The sequence below is a fragment of the Nonomuraea wenchangensis genome, assembly GCF_900111685.1.
GTDB classification, from domain to species: domain Bacteria; phylum Actinomycetota; class Actinomycetes; order Streptosporangiales; family Streptosporangiaceae; genus Nonomuraea; species Nonomuraea wenchangensis.
The window spans coordinates 109,735-125,682 of sequence record NZ_FOHX01000013.1; the positions used below are offsets into that span (position 1 = coordinate 109,735).

A 15,948-nucleotide genomic window follows, 5' to 3' on the forward strand; every position below is an offset into this window, starting at 1 on the left:
GAAAGAGGTTCCATCGATGGCAGGTGTAGAGGACCGCGTGATCGCCGTGACCGGCGCCGGAGGAGGGCTCGGCCGCGAGTACGCGCTGCTGCTCGCCCGCTCAGGGGCGAAGGTCGTGGTCAACGACCTGGGTGGCGCGCGTGACGGCACGGGCTCCGGCAGCGGCATGGCCGACGCGGTGGTCGCCGAGATCACCGGGGCGGGCGGGCAGGCGGTGGCCGACTACCACAGCGTGGCCACCGAGGAGGGCGGCGCCGGCGTCGTCCGTACCGCGCTGGAAGCCTTCGGCCGCATCGACGGCGTGGTGAGCAACGCCGGGATCCTGCGCGATGTGGCCTTCCACAAGATGACCCACGAGCAGTGGGACGCGGTGATCCAGGTCCACCTCAACGGCACCTACCACGTCGTGCGCGCCGCCTGGCCGCACTTCAGGGAGCAGGGGCGCGGCAGGGTGGTGGTCGCCACCTCCAACACCGGCCTGTACGGCAACTTCGGCCAGGCCAACTACGGCGCCGCCAAGCTCGGCATGGTCGGCCTGATCAACACCCTCGCCATCGAGGGCCGCAAGTACAACATCCTGGCCAACGCGGTCGCGCCGCAGGCGGCCACCCGCATGACGGAGGACATCGCGCCGCCCGAGCTGCTGGCCAAGCTGCCGGCCGCGCACGTCGCGCCGATCGTCGGCCACCTGCTCACCGACGAGTGCGCCGACAGCGGCACCGTGGTCGTCGTCGGCGGTGGCCTCTGCACCCGGGTGCAGCTCTACGAGTCCAAGGGCGTCACCTTCGCCGAGGTGCCGACGATCGAGCAGGTCGGCGAGCGGTGGGCGGAGATCACCGACATGAGCGGGGCGGTCGCGGCCGTCAACAGGGTGGGCTGAGCCGATGACGAACACGACGACCACCGACTTCGACGCCCTCGTCATCGGGGCCGGCGCCGGCGGCCTGTGCGCCGCCGCCCGGCTCTCGCACCTCGGTTACCGCACGCTCGTGGTGGAGCGGCTGGACCGGGTCGGCGGGCGCGCGTCCACGTACGACATCGACGGCTTCAAGGTCAACAACGGCGCCATCGTGCTGGAGCTCGGCGGGGTCACCGAGGAGACCTTCGCCGAGGTCGGCGCCCCCTACGACGTGCGCATGCCCAAGCCCCCGATCCTCTACCGGATCGGCGGCAAGGACATCGACGTGACGGGCGGCGGCTGGGGATTCCTGCTGGGCAAGCTCACCCGGCAGGGGGCCAAGCTGGTCCAGGGCCTCGGAGCCGCCCGCGAGGACAGCGGGCTGCCGGACGCGGAGCTCACCACCGCCGAGTGGGTGTCGAAGTACACCAAGAACGAGAACGTGCACGGCATGTTCCGCAACATGTGCGCGTCCATCTTCGCGGTCGGCTCGGAGGAACTGCCCGCCCGGGTCTTCCTCACCTACTTCACCCGCAAGAGCGCCTTCAAGAAGTTCGGCTACCACCCGGAGGGCACCATCGGCGCCTGGCGGGCGCTCGCCGACGTGGTGACCAGGAACGGCGGCGAGGTCTGGCTCGACAGCGAGGTGCGGTCCCTGACCCTCACCGACGGCCTGGTCACCGGAGCGGTGGTCACGCGCGGCGGCGAGAACGTCGAGGTCGGCTGCCGGGTCGCGGTCAGTGACGCCGGACCGGTCGCGACCGTGGACCTGGTCGGCGCCGGCCACCTGCCCGCCGACTACCGCGAGGAGGTCAGGCGGCGCGACCGCCCCTCCTCGATGATCACCGTGAACATCGCCAGCAGGGAACGGCTCATCGAGGCCCCCGGCATGCTGAGCTTCGGCAAGACCCGGCGCCTGTGCTACATCGCCAACTTCACCGACCTGTGCCCCGAGATGGCGCCGGAGGGCTGGCACCTGTACGCCGCGGCCGGCGTCCCCAAGCCGGCCGTCGGCGACTTCGACGAGGCGGCGGAGACCGAGCTGATCATGGAGGACCTGCGCGAGCAGGTGCCCGGTTTCGACCGGGCGCGCGTGCTGTCCACCGCCGTCATGCGCGACTCCTGGCCGCCGCAGCGCGCCGTCGCCGGTTTCGACCTGGCCCCGGCCACCCCGATCCCGAACCTGTGGAACGTCGGTGACGGGGTCAAGGAGTACGCCAACGGCGGCACCACCGCCTGCGCCGAGACCGCCAAGCTCGTCGTCGAGCAGATCGCGGCCCGGCATCCGGTCGCGGCCGGCCGCTGAGCCGCCGCCCGCGTTCACCAAGGAGAGACTGATGAAGATCATCGTAGATCGGAGCGCCTGCACCGGCCTGGGCATCTGTGAGTCGCTGGCCCCGAACTGCTTCGAGGTCGACGACGCCGGAGACCTGATCCTGCTGACCGAGACGGTCTCCGACGAGGACCTCGACGGGGTCAGGCAGGCGATCGAGGGCTGCCCCACCGAGGCTCTGCGGCTGGAGCCATGAGCGGCCGGCGGCTCGTCGTCGTCGGGGCCTCCCTCGCGGGGCTCCGCGCGGTCGAGGCGGCCAGGAAGAGCGGCTTCGACGGCTCCGTCGTGCTCATCGGCGCCGAGCCTCATCTGCCCTACGACCGGCCGCCGCTGTCCAAGGCGTTCCTCGACGGCGCCGGGCTGCCCGCCTTCCGTACCGAGGAGGTGCTGCGCGACGAGCTCGGGGTCCGGCTCGTGCTGGGCGCGCCGGCGACGGCGCTGGACACCGCCGCCCGGGTCGTCACGGCGGGAGAGCGGGAGTTCGGCTACGACGCCCTCGTCATCGCGACCGGAGCCGCGGCCAGGACCCTCCCGGGCACCGGCGGCCTGACCGGGGTGCACACGCTGCGCACCCGCGACGACGCGCTCGCCGTGCGCTCGGCGCTCGACGACGGCGCCCGCACGGTCGTGGTGGGAGCCGGGTTCATCGGCTCCGAGGTCGCCTCGGCCGCCCGCAAGCGGGGCCTGGACGTGACGATCGTCGAGGCGCTGCCCACCCCGCTGGTACGCGCCGTCGGCGAGACCATGGGCCGCGCGTGCGGCGCCCTGCACGCCCGCAACGGCACCGACCTCAGGTGCGGGACCGGCGTGGCCGCCGTGGAGGGCGACGGCAGGGTCGAGCGGGTCCGGCTCACCGACGGGACGGTGCTCCCGGCCGACCTCGTGGTGGCCGGCATCGGGGCCGTCCCCGCCACCGGCTGGCTCGCGGGTGCGGGGCTGTCGCTCGACGACGGGGTCGTCTGCGACGAGACCCTGTTCACGGGGGCTCCGGGCGTGTACGCGGCCGGCGACGTCGCCCGCTGGCACAACCCGGCCTTCGGCCGCCACATGCGGCTGGAACACTGGACCAGCGCGGCCGAGCAGGGAGCCACGGCGGCGCGCAACGCGCTCGACCCGGCGAACGCCAAGCCCTACTCCACCGTCCCGTACTTCTGGTCGGACTGGTACGACTCCCGCATCCAGTTCGTCGGAGTGCCGGCGACCGAGGAGGTCCGCGTGGTCGACGGGGACCCCGGCGGGGACCGCTTCGTCGCCCTCTACCGGGAAGGCGACCGGCTGGCCGGCGCTCTCACGCTCAACGGCCAGACGCAGATCATGAAATATCGCGCTCTGATCATGCGGGGTGCCTCCTGGGCGGACGGGCTGGAGTTCGCCGACCGCCGCCGCTCGGCCCTGGAGACGGCTTGACCACCGGCGGCGGGCTCGACGGCGGGCTCGGCGACGCGCTGGAGCGGATCCTCACGGAGAGGTACAGCTGCCGTGCCTTCCGCCCGGACCCGGTGCCGCGCGACCTCCTCGACCGGATCTTCGCCCTGGCCCAGCGGACCCCGTCCTGGTGCAACTCCCAGCCCTGGCAGGTCATCCTGACCAGCGGCGAGGCGACGGAGAGGTTCCGTACCGCTCTCTACGCCGCCGCCTCGACCGGGCAGGGGCGCGCCGACCTGCCGGGGCCGCAGGAGTACCGCGGCGTCTACCTGACACGGCGGCGCGAGGCCGGCTACGCCCTCTACCGCAGCCTGGGCATCGAACGGGAGGACCACGAGGGACGCAGGCGCCAGCTGCTGGAGAACTACCGCTTCTTCGGCGCGCCCCACGTGGCGGTGATCACGTCCGACCGGTCGCTCGGCCCGTACGGCGCCATCGACTGCGGCGCGTACGTGTCGACCTTGCTGATGGCCGCGCAGAGCCTGGGCGTCTCGGCGGTCCCGCAGGCCGCGCCGGCGATGCACGCCGACACCGTGCGAGCGCATCTCGGGATCCCCGAGGACCGCGTGATCGTCTGCGTCGTCTCTCTCGGCTATGCCGAGGAGCGGCATCCGGCCAACGCATTCCGTACCGGCCGGGAGGAACCGGGCAACGTCGTCGACCGGCGAGACCGGTGACCCTCGCCGTGGATCAGCGGGACGACCGCCTCCGCCGCGCCGCGGTGGCGGGGGTCTCTCCGGCCTCCTCGACCAGTTGTGATCGGCTGCTCAGGCCGTGGCGGACCAGGGACTGTGCGGTGCGGACGACCGTCTCATAGGTGTCACGTCGGGGGTTCCACCACTCGGCCGCCCAGTTGAGCGCGCCCATCACCAGCAGCTGGGCCGTGCGGGGATCGAGGTCGGGCCGCAACTGGCCGTCCTCGTGGAGGTCCTGGAAGAGGTTGCGCCATACCTTGCCGTAGGCGGCCTCCTCGGCGAGTTGCCTCGTGCGCAGGTGTTCGGGCATCTGTCCGGAGTTGCGGATCACGGCGGTGGCGAAGTCGGAGAGTTCGAGTTCGAGGTGCAGGTGGGCCTCGACGGCGGCGCAGATGCGGTCCATCGGGGTGGTGTCGTCGGGAAGTTCGTCGAGGACCTTGGTCACGTGTTCGCGGACGCGCTGGGCTCCGGTCCACATGACCTCTTCGATGAGTTCCTCGCGGGAGCCGAAGTAGTAGTAGATGGCCGGTGCCTGCAGTTGTGCCTGGTCGGCGATGTCGCTGAGGCGGGTGCCCGCGTAGCCCTTACGGCTGAGCACGTGCGCCGCCGCGTCGAGAATCCGCTCGCGCGTCCGCGCTGACTTGGAACTGTCTTCCGAACCGGCAACTCTCCTGGACACCCGGCGATTCTACTGCCGGCCACCGTCACCGACGCCCGAGTGGGCGAGACACAGGAGAATCTGCTTTAATTTAATATAAATTAGACACTTCGGGAGAGCCGAATGATCGATGCCGTCCCTCCTCGTTCCTGCCTGTCCGTGCCGGGCACCGACGACAGGAAGATCCGCAAGGCGTGGGACTCCGCGGCCGACGAGGTCGTGCTCGACCTTGAGGACGCCGTACAGGTCGCGCGCAAGGACGAGGCACGCGGGATGCTCGCCGCGCTTCCCCGCCGCGCGGCCGGCCAGGTCGCGGTCCGGGTTAATGCGCCGCGCACCGCGTGGTGCCATCTGGACGTCATCGCCTCGGCGGGGCTGGACGGACTGCCCGCCTCCATCGTGCTGCCGAAGGTGGAGAGCGCGGGAGACCTCGAGTTCCTGGACAGGCTGCTCGACGGCGTGGAGACGGCGGCGGGACGGGACCGGCCGATCGGCGTGCAGGCATTGATCGAGACCGCCAAGGGCCTGGCCAACCTGCGGGAGATCGTGACGGCCTCGCCGCGGCTGCGTACCCTCGTTCTCGGTTACGCCGACCTCGGAGCATCTCTCGGCCGGACGGCGGACAGCTGGTCGTACGCTCAGGACGCGGTCCTGATCGCCGCGCGCAGCGCGGGCCTGGCGGCCATCGACGGCCCCTGGCTCGGCGTCGCCGACGACGAGGCGTTCCGGCGCGCCGTGCTGCGCGCCAGGGAACTCGGCTTCGACGGCAAGTGGGTGATCCATCCACGTCAGCTCGGCACCGTCAACGGCGTCTTCACCCCGAGCACGGACGAGGTGGCCGAGGCCCGCGCGGTGCTCGACGCGCTGCGCGGGTCCGAGGCGGGAGCGGTGGAACGGGAAGGGAAGATGATCGACGAAGCGGTGGCGGTCGCGGCCAGGCGGGTCCTGGCCCGGGCGGAAGGGATGCAGCGATGACGACGATCGCCGAAGGGCCGTACTTCGAGGAGCTGACGGTCGGGCAGGTCTTCGACGGCGCGCCGGGCCTCACCTTGACGGAGGGGCACGGCGCCACTCACCAGGCCATCGTGGGCGACCGGCTCCGCCTGCCGCTCGACTCCGACCTCTGCCGGGAGGTGACGGGAGGAGAGCCGCTGGCTCATCCGGCGCTGGTCTGGGACGTGGCGATCGGGCAGTCCACTCTCGTCACCCACCACGTCAAGGCGAACCTGTTCTACCGCGGCCTCGCCTTCCGCCGTCTGCCGGTGATCGGCGACACCCTCCGCACCTCCACAGAGGTGGTGGCGCTGCGCCAGAACCGGGCGAAACCGGGCCGCCGTCCCACGGGACTGGCGGTCCTGCGGATGACCACGGTGGACCAGCGAGGACGCCCGGTGCTGGACTTCTGGCGCTGTGCCATGCTGCCGCTGCGCGACCCCGGGACGCTGACGGGTCATGACGCGGACCTCGACCAGGTGGGGGAGCGGGTCTCCGACGCCGAACTCGCCGCCAGGACGGCCGAGTTGCTGAAGGGCTGGCGGCTCGACCGGTTCAGGGAGCAGGTCCCTGGCCGGCACTTCTCCGATGTCGCCGAGGGCGAAAGCCGGCAGGTGGGCGGGGGAGACGTGGTGTCCAGCGCTCCGGAGCTGGCCAGACTCACCCTCAATGTCGCACAGGTCCACCATGACGCCAGGGCCGCCGGAGGCAGCCGGCTGGTGTACGGCGGTCACACGATCGGTCTCGCCCTGTCGCACGTCGCACGGGCCCTGCCGAACCTCGTCGCCGTCGTGGCCTGGCACGGCTGCGACCACCTGGGGCCGGTCCGTGAAGGCGACACGCTGTCCAGCGAGGTGCTGGCCGAGCGCCGCCAGCCGCTGCCCGGCGGCGGCGGGCTGGTCCATCTCCGCTCGCTGGTGAAGGCGACGGCCGGCGACGGCGAGCCGCGAGACGTGCTGGACTGGCGCTTCGTCGCCGTGATGGCGTAGGCCGGGCGGGAGCTGTGCCGCAACGGTGGAAGCCGGCCTGCCACTCTCGAAGCGGTTCTCGATTCCGAAGGCGACCTTCGACCACCTGGCCTCGCTGGAGCCGTTTCGACGTGCCGGTCGAGGTGGTCTTCTCCACGGCCCCGTTCCCGAGGATCGGCGAACGCGCTGCCTGATATATCGGTATAAATAACGATCTATGACTCTCAGGTGCGGTTCGGCGGCCAGGATCGGCATCGCGGCGTTACTCCTCGGCGGATGCGGGCTCGTGCCCTTACCGGGCGGGAGTTCCCAGCCGCGGCAGCCAACCGCATCCGCCGCCACCGCATCCGCCGCCACCCCGCCCGAAGCCTCCCCGGTGCCGTCGGTCTCCGCCACCTCCGCAGGCTCCGCATCCGCCGCAACGCCCGAGACCGCCGGCGGGCCCGCCCTGGCCACCCTGTACGGCGACGGCCACGACGACGATCACGGCGGCGCGAAGATCGAGGTGATCGGGCTGGAGCGCACCACCCCGACATCGGTCACCGCCCGCTTCCGGATCAGCGCCGAGACCGGCATGGTCAGGGTGGCCGGCTTCAGGGCCTCCGGTCTGCCCGGAACCACGCTCTACGACGACACCCGCGCCTTCTCCGGCTTCTACCTGCTGGACCATCCGCGCCTGAGCGCGTACTACCCGATGCGCAAGGAGGACATCGACCGCCGGGCCCCCTGCCTGTGCAGCTATCCGGACTTCTTCGCGAAGGCCACGCCCGGCGCGCCCGCCCAGCACTGGGCCGTCTATCAGGTCCCGCCGGAGACGACCAGCGTGGCGGTCGGCTTCCACCATGCGGGCGTCACCGCGCCCCTGCCGATCAGCCCCGCGGGCACTGGCGCCCGACTGGACGACGAGCCTGACGCCGCGGCCATCACGGCGGCCTTTCCCACCACCGTCCCGCTCGCCACCCACCTGTCCGGCACCACGTCCTCGGTCGCAGAGTCGGACAAGCAGGTCGAGATCGCGCTCAACACCGACGTCCTGTTCGCCTTCGACGAGGCCAGGCTCACCTCCCAGGCCCGCAAGATCTTGCGCCGCACCGCTGACCGGATCGACGCCGAGGCCACGGGCGCCGTACACATCGTCGGCCACACCGACGACGTCGGCACCGGACGCTACAACCTCGCCCTGTCCCTGCGCCGCGCCAAGGCGGTCGAACAAGCGCTCGCCGCGCTCGTCCCGGACGCGAGGTTCCGTACCGAAGGCAGGGGCGAGGACGAGCCGGCCGACAAGGGCGACTCCGACCAGGCCCGTGCCCGCAACCGGCGGGTCGAGGTGACGTTCGAGCGGGCGAGTGCCGTCGCGTCCCAGCCTGGCCCGGAGGCGACTTCGGCCCCCTCTGGTCCCGGGTCCGCTTCTGCTCCCTCCACCACCCAAGCCTCCGCGACGCCCGGTCCGGCCGTGGCCACCGCCACCGGGCAGCGCGAGCTGACCGGCCTGTCGGCCGACCTCCTCGAACTGCGCCGGCTCAGCGGCAGGACACTCATCGCCACCGTCGACTTCCGCCACACCGGTGAGGGCGGTCCGGTCCGCCTGGAGAGCGGCGCCTGGGACCGTGACGCCGAGAGGTTCGGGTCCGTGCTCGCGGTCAAAATCGACTTCTTCTGGCTCGCGCTGACCGACGCCGCCGGGACGCGCTACTTCCCGTTGATGACAGCAGGGGACCGCCACCCGGAACGCTGCGTCTGCTCGACGCCCATCCTGACCAAGGTCGGGCCCGGGGAGCACATCCGGATGTTCGTGCTCATGACCGCGCCGCCCGCCGACGTGACCAGCGTCGACGTCAACCTCTTCGGGTTCACCCCAATGAGGGGTGTAGCCGTCAGCGGGTGACTGTCTGTCGGCGGCACGGGCACGACGGCCACCGTCTGCGGCGCTGACACGTCGCGCTGTCAGGGGCGGGCTCGCAGCCCTGGCGGCTGGGGGAGGGGCCGGCGGTCATTCCGAAGCCGCCGAGAAAAGTGCTCATTGGGTGAGCACTTTGCCTGGAAGCATCGATCTCACAAGCCACCGTACGGAAGGCAGAGAGACATGCTCCGCGGACTCACCACCATCAGCTTCTTCGCCCATGACGTCGTCGCCGCCCGCGACTGGTACGCCGAGCTCTTCGGCGTACGGGCCTACTTCCAGCGGCCCGAGCAGGGCGACCCGGCCTACGTGGAGTTCCGCGTCGGCGACTACCAGCACGAGCTCGGCATCGTCGACGCGCGCTACGCCCCGGACGGCTGGAGCGCCGAGGGCGGCGGAGCGATCGCCTACTGGGCCGTGGACGACCTGGAGGCGGCCTGGGCGCGGCTGCTGGAGATGGGGGCCACCCCGTTCGACAAGGCGACGGAGCGCGGCCCCGGGTTCGTCACCGCCTCGGTGCGCGACCCGTTCGGCAACATCCTCGGCATCATGGTCAACCAGCACTACATGGACGTCCTCGCCGGCCGGAACGGCTGACCACGATGACCGGCGACGACGCCCTGCTCCTGCCCGACGCCGCCGCGTGGCGGGCATGGCTGGCCGGGCACCACGACAGCGCCCGCGACGTCTGGCTGCTGATAGCCAAGAAGAACAGCGGCGCGACGACCGTCACCATCGACGAGGCCCTGGACGAGGCGCTGTGCCACGGCTGGATCGACAGCCACCGCAGGAAGTTCGACGGCGACCACTACCTGCAGCGCTACTCGCCGCGCGCCCGCCGGAGCCCTTGGTCCAGCATCAACGTCGCCAGGGCCGAGGCGCTGACGGCCGCCGGCCGGATGCGCCCGGCAGGCCACGCCGCGATCGAGACCGCCAAGGCCACCGGCCGCTGGCCCGCCCAGCGATGACCGTGACACGTTCCTTACCGACAGCCCGATTAGTCATGGCCCTCCGGAGAAGGGAAGGGCCATGACTAAATCCGCGCTGGTCGTCATCGACATGTTGAACCCCTATGACCATCAGGACGCCGACAAGCTCACCCGGCACGTCGCGCCGACCGTTGAGCCTCTGGCGAGGCTCGTCGCCCGCGCCCGTGAGCGTGACGACGTGGAGCTGATCTACGTCAACGACAACTACGGCGACTTCTCCGCCGACCGGCACGAACTGGAGAAGCGGGCGATGGAGGGGGAGCGGCCGGACCTGGTGGAGCCGATTTTGCCGCCGGCGGAGTGCGCCTTCCTGCCCAAGGTGCGTCACAGCGCGTTCTTCGGCACGTCCCTGGAGTACCTGCTGTCTCACCTGGAGATCGGGACCGTCGTGCTGGCGGGGCAGGTGACGGAGCAGTGCGTGCTCTACAGCGCGCTGGACGCGTACGTGCGCCACTTCGACCTGACGGTGCCGCCGGACTGTGTGGCCGCCATCCACGAGGACCTCGGCGAGGCGGCGCTGCGCATGATGGAACGCAACATGTCGGCGCGCCTGACCCCGTCCCGCGACGTCTTCGCACAAAAATCTACATTGTAAAGGCGCTGGCTCGGGTGAAGTGAAAGTTTCAGGAGGAAGCCGCAGGTCGTCCGGCGCCGTGTCCGGGCGCCGGTTGACGCCTTACCGGTGGCGTGCGATCAAAGCTCGCACGGGACGACGGAGTCGCGTGTCAGGGCATGTTAGCGCTACCAAAGGGGACCCGACCCATGAGACGCCTGGCAATCCTGCCCCTCCTGCTACTCATGACGTTACTTTTCCCGCTGCGGGAGGCCGCGGCGGACACCAACGTGGCCCGCTCGGCCACCCCGTCGGCCTCCTACACCTCCACGTGGGAGAGCGTGGCGGCGATCAACGACGGCATCGACCCGCCCCGCTCGAACGACACCGTCAACCGCCGCTGGGGCACCTGGCCCCAGACCGGCACGCAATGGGCCGAGCTGACCTGGCCGGCCACGCAGACCCTGCGCTCGGCCGACGTGTACTTCTTCGACGACGGCGGCGGCGTGCGCGTCCCGGCGTCCTGGAAACTCCAGTACTGGACCGGCAGCGCCTACGCCGACGTGCCGGGGACATATCCGGTGGCCGCCGACACCTACAACACCGCGTCCTTCGCCCAGGTCAGCACCACGCGGCTGCGGGTGGTGCTGCAGAGCGGCCAGGGGTCGGTCGGGCTGCTGGAGGTGCGGGCGTTCGCGCCGGACACCGGCGGCGGCACGAGCGGCTGGAACCCGCCCGCCTCCCTCGTCACCCCGCTCGACGAGGTGTGGCGGCACGTCGAGTCGACGTACCCCAACCCGTACGGGTTCCGCAACTACGGCTGGGACCAGATCATGGCCAACCGCGGCTCCATCAACTACTGCGTCCGCTGGGACTCCAGCGCCACCGTCACCGCCGCCCAGCGTGACCAGATCCACGCGGCGCTGGCCCGCCAGTTCAAGAAGTGGATGGACGTCATGGCCGGGCACAACGGCTGGCCGTACGCGGAGGTGCCGCTCAAGGTCGTCGGCTGGGCCGTGCGCGACCGCGCCCAGCTCCAGTGGAGCGACACCAGCGTCGACGTCTACGTCAACAACATCCGCGAGAACGCGCCTCAGTGCGCCGAGCCGTGCGGCCGTTTCTTCAACCAGAGCGGCAATTACCCGAACTGCCCGGGCGGCGCGTCCCACCACTACGACATGTCGCTGTGGCTGACCGCCGGGTTCTCCGGGGGAGCGGGAGGTGACTGGGGGCAGCGGGTCGGCAGCGAGTACTACATGTCCAACCTGAACACCGCCAGCATGCACATCCTGCTGCACGAGATAGGCCATTCGTTCGGGCTGGACGACTTCTACGACTGGACGCCGACCGGCGTGTGCTGCTTCCTCATGAAGGCCGGCAGCGCGACGTCGATCACGGACTTCGACGCGTGGATGTTCCGTGACTGGTGGCGTCACCTGAAGAGCCGCTACGGCCTGTGAGCACCGCGAGCCGGGCGGCGGCCAGGGCCACGGCCGGGGCGAGGAACGCGGTCAGCAGCGCCTGCAGGTACGGGTCGCTCTGCGTGCTGTGGTCGTAGGCCCGGGCCCCGACCGCCGCGTACACGGCCCAGACGAGGAGGGGCCCGGCCAGGCCCGCGACGAGGCCGGGCCCCATCCGCGCGGCCCGTCGCGCCGCGCGGGCCGCCACCACCGCCACCACCACGAACGGCACCAGCAGGAGCACCGGGTCCGCCATCGCCTCGACGGGCTCCGGCCACTCTCCGGGGGCGCGGTCGAGGGCCTGCAGGGTGCGGAGCACGACGAAGCACACCAGTCCCGCTCCGGCCCCCGGATGGCGCAGCGCGAGGGCTCCGGCGGCGGCCCCGATCCCGCCGCCCGCCAGTGAGGCCAGCAGCGCCACGCCCGGGGGATCGCCGGTCGCGCCGAGGGCCTGCGCGTACTGCAGCGGGCCACCGGCCAGCGCCGCGCCCAGCCAGGCGGCGACGGGCACGGCGGCCCACGCCTCGCGCCCACCCCGCAGCCGCCCGGCGAGCACCGACGCCAGCACGACGGAGGCAGCCGGGTACCACAGGGCGGAGGTGACGTCCCGGTACCAGCCGGGCCCGTCGTACGGGTGGTAATCCGTCCACAGCGTCAGCCCGGCCGCTTGGGCGGCGGCGAGCTGCCCCGCCACCAGCGCCGCCCCCGCTCCGGCGGCGACCGTCACCGCCGCCACCGGAAGAGGGGAGCGCCGGACACCATCCGGCACATGCCGGCCGCCGCCGGGCAGGTGCCGGACGCGACCGAGCACGTGCCAGATCCCACCTGGCATTCGCGGGACGCCACCGGGCATGGGCCGGGCGGCCAGCGCGTATGCGAGCACGGCCCCCACCGCCCACCCGGGCCAACCGGGCCACTCCAACCAGCTCCCCATCGCGTCGGCGGTCTCGATCCCGGCCAGCTCGGTGGCGAGCACCGCCCACGCGCCTCCCCACAGGGTGGCCAGGGCCGCAGCGGCCGGCGATCCCCATAACAGCAGGCCCGCGAGCACGCCGGTGAGCGGCCCGGCGGGCTCGGGCCGCCCGGCCAGGGTCAGCAGCGCGGCCGCCGCGGGCGCCGGCAGGCCGCTCACGAGCGCGGCGCGGAGGATCGGTATCCGCTCAGCGAACCACATCCCGCTAAGTCGTGACAGGCGTTCGCATCCCGGTACGGGCCGACTCCAGGGCCGCCGTGACCATGGCGAGGCTGCGGATGTTGTCGTGGCACTCGCCCTGCGGCGCCCGCCCGGTGCGTAACCCGGTCACGAACTCCGCCAGCCCCTCGGCCAGCCCGCCGAAGCGCCGAGGCCGCTCCGGGTAGGGGTCGTCCTCCCGCTTGTAGGCCCGTACGACCTCGCCCTTGGCCGGTTCGGCCACCGGATCGCCCTCGCCGTCCCACAGGGCGGTGCCGCGCGTGCCGGCCGCCCGCCAGGAGCCGGTCCACGAGGTCGGCAGGCCGGGCGCCGACCAGCTCCCGGTGAAGGTGTAGCGCAGCCCGCCGGTCATCTCGAAGATCGCCGTCGCCGAGCACGCGCCCGGATACCAGGTCCACGCCGGCCGGAACGACTCGCAGTACACCGCCACCGGATCGGCTCCCGACACCGCCCGCGCCGCGTCGAACAGGTGGATCGCCATGTCCTGCAGCAGCGGGTGCTCCAGCGTGGACAGGAACGCCGCCCCCCGGTACGGGATGAAGAACTCCGACGTCATCAGCCCGAGCGGCCCCAGCTCGGCCACGGTGCGCCGGTAGGCGACCAGGCCGCGCTGGTGGCGGCGGTTCTGGCTGACGGCGAACAGCCGGCGGGACTCGTCGGCGGCGCGCACCATGGCGCGGGCCTCGTCCAGGGTGACCGCCATCGGCTTCTCGCTCAGCACCGACACCCCGCGGCGCAGCGCCGTCACCGTCACCTCGTGGTGGGCCTGCGGGACGGTGCAGTTGACGAGGAAGTCGGGCTCCTCGCCGTCCAGCAGCGAGGTCAGGGACGCGCCGGTGGGCAGGTCGTCCAGGCCCAGGGCGTGGGCGGCGGCGCGGGCCCGTTCGGGGGCCACGTCCACCCAGCCCACCAGCTCGACGCCGGGATGGGCGAGCAGCTCCGGCGCCCACTGCCCGCCGATGAACCCGGCTCCGGCGACCACCGCGCGCAGCGGCCGGTCGGCTTCCACGGTCGCGAACGTCGCTGACGTCATCGTGCCTCCCTACCAGGTGATCGGGGTGTGGGCGTTCTGGAGCGGCTCGCCGGTCCCGGCGTCCGGGGCGGCCCACAGGACCGCGTTGGCCAGCACCCGGCGTACGTCAGGGTGGTGGTAGACGGGGTACTTCTGGTCGCCGGGGCTGAAGTAGAAGACACGGCCGAGGCCGCGGCGGTAGCAGCAGCCGCTGCGGAACACCTCGCCGCCGGCGAAGCCGCTGACGAAGACCAGCTCGTCGGGCTGGGGAATGCCGAACGGCTCGCCGTAGGTCTCCTGCGCCTCGATGACCAGCGGGTGGGGGACGCCGCGGGCGATGGGGTGGCCGGGGGAGACCGTCCAGACCAGCTCGCGTTCGCCGGCGTCGCGCCAGTTGAGCGTGCACGTGGTGCCCATGAGCGAGCGGAAGATCTTGGAGTAGTGGCCGGAGTGCAGCACCAGCAGGCCCATGCCGCCGAGCACGCGGCGCCGTACGCGTTCGACGATCTTGTCGTCCACCTCCTCGTGCGCCATGTGCCCCCACCAGGTGAGCACGTCGGTGGCGGCGAGGATCTCGTCGGTCAGCCCGTGCTCGGGCTCCTCCAGGACGGCGGTGCGGACCCGTGCCCGCCGGCCCAGCGCCTCGCGCAGCCCGTCGGCGATGGCGCCGTGGATGCCGGTGGGGTAGCGGCGGCGTACGTCCTCCTCGCGCTGCTCGTGGTAGTTCTCGCTCCACACGGTGACGTTGAGCGGGACATCGGCTGTGTCGTCGTCGGCTGGGGGTGGGACGTTGGCCGCCATCCGTTTCCTTCCGGTCGTCGATCGTCGCCCCTTTTCCTCCCCCGCCGCTCCCACCCCGGAACTAGTGATCTACTTTGTAAAGGCGCTCGGCGTTTTCACCACCCTGGCCAGCCGAGCGAAAAGAACACCAAAACGATCGACGAGTTCGGGCGGTTCATGCACGTCGAAGTCGATGTCCATGAGCACGACCCACATGGCGAGCTCGTCCAGGTCGTTCGAGCCGGTGGACAACGTGCAGGAACGTTCGTCGAGGGGCTCGATCGTCCCCACCGTGGCCGGCATGCGCTCGGCGACGACCTCGGCGGCGGCGTGCATCGTGAAGCGACCCTGGTACCGGTAGGGCGCGCTGGAGATGGACCGGGACATGTAGGCGGCCAGGTCGGTGTCGGGCGGGTCGCGGGGGGCGAAGCGGGGTCCGTTCGGCGTCCGCAGGCGCAACCGGTCGACGCGGTAGGTGCGCCAGCCGGCCCGGCCGGTGTCCCAGCCCAGCAGATACCAGTGCCGCCCGGAGTGGAGGAGCCGGTACGGCTCGGCGGCGCGGGCGCTGTCCTGCCCGTCGTGCGTCCGGTAGTCGAAGCGCAGGGTCTCGTGGTCGCGGCAGGCGGCGGCGATCGCGGTGAGGGCAGCCGGGTCCACCGCGGAGCCTGCTCTGTTCATCGGCACGGTCATCGACTGCAGGGCGTGCACGCGCTGCCTGAGCCGGGACGGCAGCACCCGTTCCAGTTTGGCGAGCGCTCGTGCGGAGGTCTCCTCGATGCCCGCGACGGAGCCTCCCGCGGCCGTCCGCAGTCCCACGGCGACCGCCACCGCCTCGTCGTCGTCCAGGAGGAGCGGCGGCAGGTCGGTGCCGGCGCCGAGCCGGTAGCCGGGGGTGCCGGCGGTGGCGTGAACGGGATAGCCGAGCTCGCGCAGGCGTCCGACGTCGCGGCGGACGGTTCGGGCGGTCACGCCGAGGCGTTCGGCCAGTTCGAGGCCGGACCATTCCCGGTGGGTCTGGAGGAGTGAGAGCAGTTTGAGCAGCCGGGCCGAGGTCTCCAACATGTTCTCCAGATTGCCTGACGGCTAGGACCG

Annotated in this window: 17 protein-coding genes; 12 read left to right on the forward strand and 5 right to left on the reverse strand. The window is 71.7% G+C overall.

Annotation, left to right across the window (positions count from 1 at the left end; all coding sequences use genetic code 11):
• Positions 1-16 precede the first annotated feature (16 nt).
• The 5 genes from BMW85_RS32585 to BMW85_RS32605 are packed head-to-tail and all read left to right on the forward strand — an operon-like array spanning position 17 to position 4,333.
• The gene (locus BMW85_RS32585) at positions 17-880 is read left to right on the forward strand and encodes an SDR family NAD(P)-dependent oxidoreductase (protein ID WP_091089212.1); all 864 of its coding nucleotides are present in this window, start codon (positions 17-19) and stop codon (positions 878-880) included.
• A 4-nt stretch (positions 881-884) separates the two neighbouring features.
• Entirely contained in the window at positions 885-2,204 is a 1,320-nt protein-coding gene (locus tag BMW85_RS32590; RefSeq protein WP_091089214.1) for a phytoene desaturase family protein, read from the forward strand.
• A 31-nt stretch (positions 2,205-2,235) separates the two neighbouring features.
• The gene (locus BMW85_RS32595; RefSeq protein ID WP_091089217.1) at positions 2,236-2,427 is read left to right on the forward strand and encodes a ferredoxin; all 192 of its coding nucleotides are present in this window, start codon (positions 2,236-2,238) and stop codon (positions 2,425-2,427) included.
• Positions 2,424-3,638, forward strand: a complete 1,215-nt coding sequence (locus BMW85_RS32600) for an NAD(P)/FAD-dependent oxidoreductase (protein WP_091089219.1) — start codon at positions 2,424-2,426, stop codon at positions 3,636-3,638. The genes BMW85_RS32595 and BMW85_RS32600 overlap by 4 nt, the downstream gene beginning before the upstream one ends.
• On the forward strand, positions 3,635-4,333 hold the full coding sequence (locus BMW85_RS32605) for a nitroreductase (RefSeq protein ID WP_091089221.1): 699 nt from the start codon (positions 3,635-3,637) through the stop codon (positions 4,331-4,333). Before BMW85_RS32600 ends, BMW85_RS32605 begins: the two co-directional genes overlap by 4 nt.
• A gap of 13 nt (positions 4,334-4,346) precedes the next feature.
• Here BMW85_RS32605 and BMW85_RS32610 read toward each other — a convergent pair whose 3' ends face one another.
• Positions 4,347-5,030, reverse strand: coding sequence for a TetR/AcrR family transcriptional regulator (locus BMW85_RS32610; protein ID WP_091089223.1), 684 nt, complete (start codon positions 5,028-5,030; stop codon positions 4,347-4,349).
• A gap of 102 nt (positions 5,031-5,132) precedes the next feature.
• On the opposite strand from BMW85_RS32610, the gene BMW85_RS32615 reads away from it, so the two are divergent.
• The 7 genes from BMW85_RS32615 to BMW85_RS50540 all read left to right on the forward strand — a co-directional run bounded on the left by BMW85_RS32615 (position 5,133) and on the right by BMW85_RS50540 (position 11,872).
• Positions 5,133-5,984 (forward strand): HpcH/HpaI aldolase/citrate lyase family protein, encoded by an 852-nt coding sequence (locus BMW85_RS32615; RefSeq protein WP_091089225.1) that lies wholly within the window; start codon positions 5,133-5,135, stop codon positions 5,982-5,984.
• Positions 5,981-6,991 (forward strand): MaoC family dehydratase, encoded by a 1,011-nt coding sequence (locus BMW85_RS32620; RefSeq protein WP_091089230.1) that lies wholly within the window; start codon positions 5,981-5,983, stop codon positions 6,989-6,991. The genes BMW85_RS32615 and BMW85_RS32620 overlap by 4 nt, the downstream gene beginning before the upstream one ends.
• Positions 6,992-7,346: 355 nt before the next feature.
• Entirely contained in the window at positions 7,347-8,855 is a 1,509-nt protein-coding gene (locus tag BMW85_RS32625) for an OmpA family protein (RefSeq protein ID WP_091089232.1), read from the forward strand.
• A gap of 198 nt (positions 8,856-9,053) precedes the next feature.
• Entirely contained in the window at positions 9,054-9,467 is a 414-nt protein-coding gene (locus BMW85_RS32630; RefSeq protein ID WP_091089235.1) for a VOC family protein, read from the forward strand.
• Between the two features lie 5 nt (positions 9,468-9,472).
• Entirely contained in the window at positions 9,473-9,838 is a 366-nt protein-coding gene (locus BMW85_RS32635; RefSeq protein ID WP_091089238.1) for a YdeI/OmpD-associated family protein, read from the forward strand.
• Positions 9,839-9,899: 61 nt separating this feature from the next.
• A complete protein-coding gene (locus BMW85_RS32640) occupies positions 9,900-10,454 on the forward strand; it encodes a cysteine hydrolase family protein (protein ID WP_091089240.1) in 555 nt (184 codons plus the stop codon).
• Between the two features lie 203 nt (positions 10,455-10,657).
• Positions 10,658-11,872: a metallopeptidase family protein gene (locus tag BMW85_RS50540; protein WP_218156027.1), complete on the forward strand. Its 1,215-nt coding sequence runs from the start codon at positions 10,658-10,660 to the stop codon at positions 11,870-11,872.
• Here the strand turns inward: BMW85_RS50540 and BMW85_RS32655 are convergent.
• The 4 genes from BMW85_RS32655 to BMW85_RS32670 all read right to left on the reverse strand — a co-directional run bounded on the left by BMW85_RS32655 (position 11,805) and on the right by BMW85_RS32670 (position 15,918).
• On the reverse strand, positions 11,805-13,046 hold the full coding sequence (locus tag BMW85_RS32655) for a hypothetical protein (protein ID WP_091089243.1): 1,242 nt from the start codon (positions 13,044-13,046) through the stop codon (positions 11,805-11,807). The two genes, BMW85_RS50540 and BMW85_RS32655, sit on opposite strands and share 68 nt — an antisense overlap.
• Positions 13,047-13,050: 4 nt before the next feature.
• Positions 13,051-14,097, reverse strand: coding sequence for a Gfo/Idh/MocA family protein (locus BMW85_RS32660; protein ID WP_091089246.1), 1,047 nt, complete (start codon positions 14,095-14,097; stop codon positions 13,051-13,053).
• A 9-nt stretch (positions 14,098-14,106) separates the two neighbouring features.
• On the reverse strand, positions 14,107-14,877 hold the full coding sequence (locus BMW85_RS32665; protein WP_091089248.1) for a ThuA domain-containing protein: 771 nt from the start codon (positions 14,875-14,877) through the stop codon (positions 14,107-14,109).
• 69 nt (positions 14,878-14,946) lie between these two features.
• A complete protein-coding gene (locus BMW85_RS32670) occupies positions 14,947-15,918 on the reverse strand; it encodes a helix-turn-helix transcriptional regulator (RefSeq protein ID WP_091089251.1) in 972 nt (323 codons plus the stop codon).
• Between the last annotated feature and the right edge of the window lie 30 nt (positions 15,919-15,948).

Coding starts and splice junctions, on each gene's coding strand:
- BMW85_RS32585 (WP_091089212.1), top strand. CDS start 17: ATGGCAGGTGTAGAGGACCGCGTGATCGCCGTGACCGGCGCCGGAGGA.
- BMW85_RS32590 (WP_091089214.1), top strand. CDS start 885: ATGACGAACACGACGACCACCGACTTCGACGCCCTCGTCATCGGGGCC.
- BMW85_RS32595 (WP_091089217.1), top strand. CDS start 2,236: ATGAAGATCATCGTAGATCGGAGCGCCTGCACCGGCCTGGGCATCTGT.
- BMW85_RS32600 (WP_091089219.1), top strand. CDS start 2,424: ATGAGCGGCCGGCGGCTCGTCGTCGTCGGGGCCTCCCTCGCGGGGCTC.
- BMW85_RS32615 (WP_091089225.1), top strand. CDS start 5,133: ATGATCGATGCCGTCCCTCCTCGTTCCTGCCTGTCCGTGCCGGGCACC.
- BMW85_RS32620 (WP_091089230.1), top strand. CDS start 5,981: ATGACGACGATCGCCGAAGGGCCGTACTTCGAGGAGCTGACGGTCGGG.
- BMW85_RS32630 (WP_091089235.1), top strand. CDS start 9,054: ATGCTCCGCGGACTCACCACCATCAGCTTCTTCGCCCATGACGTCGTC.
- BMW85_RS32635 (WP_091089238.1), top strand. CDS start 9,473: ATGACCGGCGACGACGCCCTGCTCCTGCCCGACGCCGCCGCGTGGCGG.
- BMW85_RS32640 (WP_091089240.1), top strand. CDS start 9,900: ATGACTAAATCCGCGCTGGTCGTCATCGACATGTTGAACCCCTATGAC.
- BMW85_RS50540 (WP_218156027.1), top strand. CDS start 10,658: ATGACGTTACTTTTCCCGCTGCGGGAGGCCGCGGCGGACACCAACGTG.
- BMW85_RS32655 (WP_091089243.1), bottom strand. CDS start 13,046: ATGTGGTTCGCTGAGCGGATACCGATCCTCCGCGCCGCGCTCGTGAGC.
- BMW85_RS32660 (WP_091089246.1), bottom strand. CDS start 14,097: ATGACGTCAGCGACGTTCGCGACCGTGGAAGCCGACCGGCCGCTGCGC.
- BMW85_RS32665 (WP_091089248.1), bottom strand. CDS start 14,877: ATGGCGGCCAACGTCCCACCCCCAGCCGACGACGACACAGCCGATGTC.
- BMW85_RS32670 (WP_091089251.1), bottom strand. CDS start 15,918: ATGTTGGAGACCTCGGCCCGGCTGCTCAAACTGCTCTCACTCCTCCAG.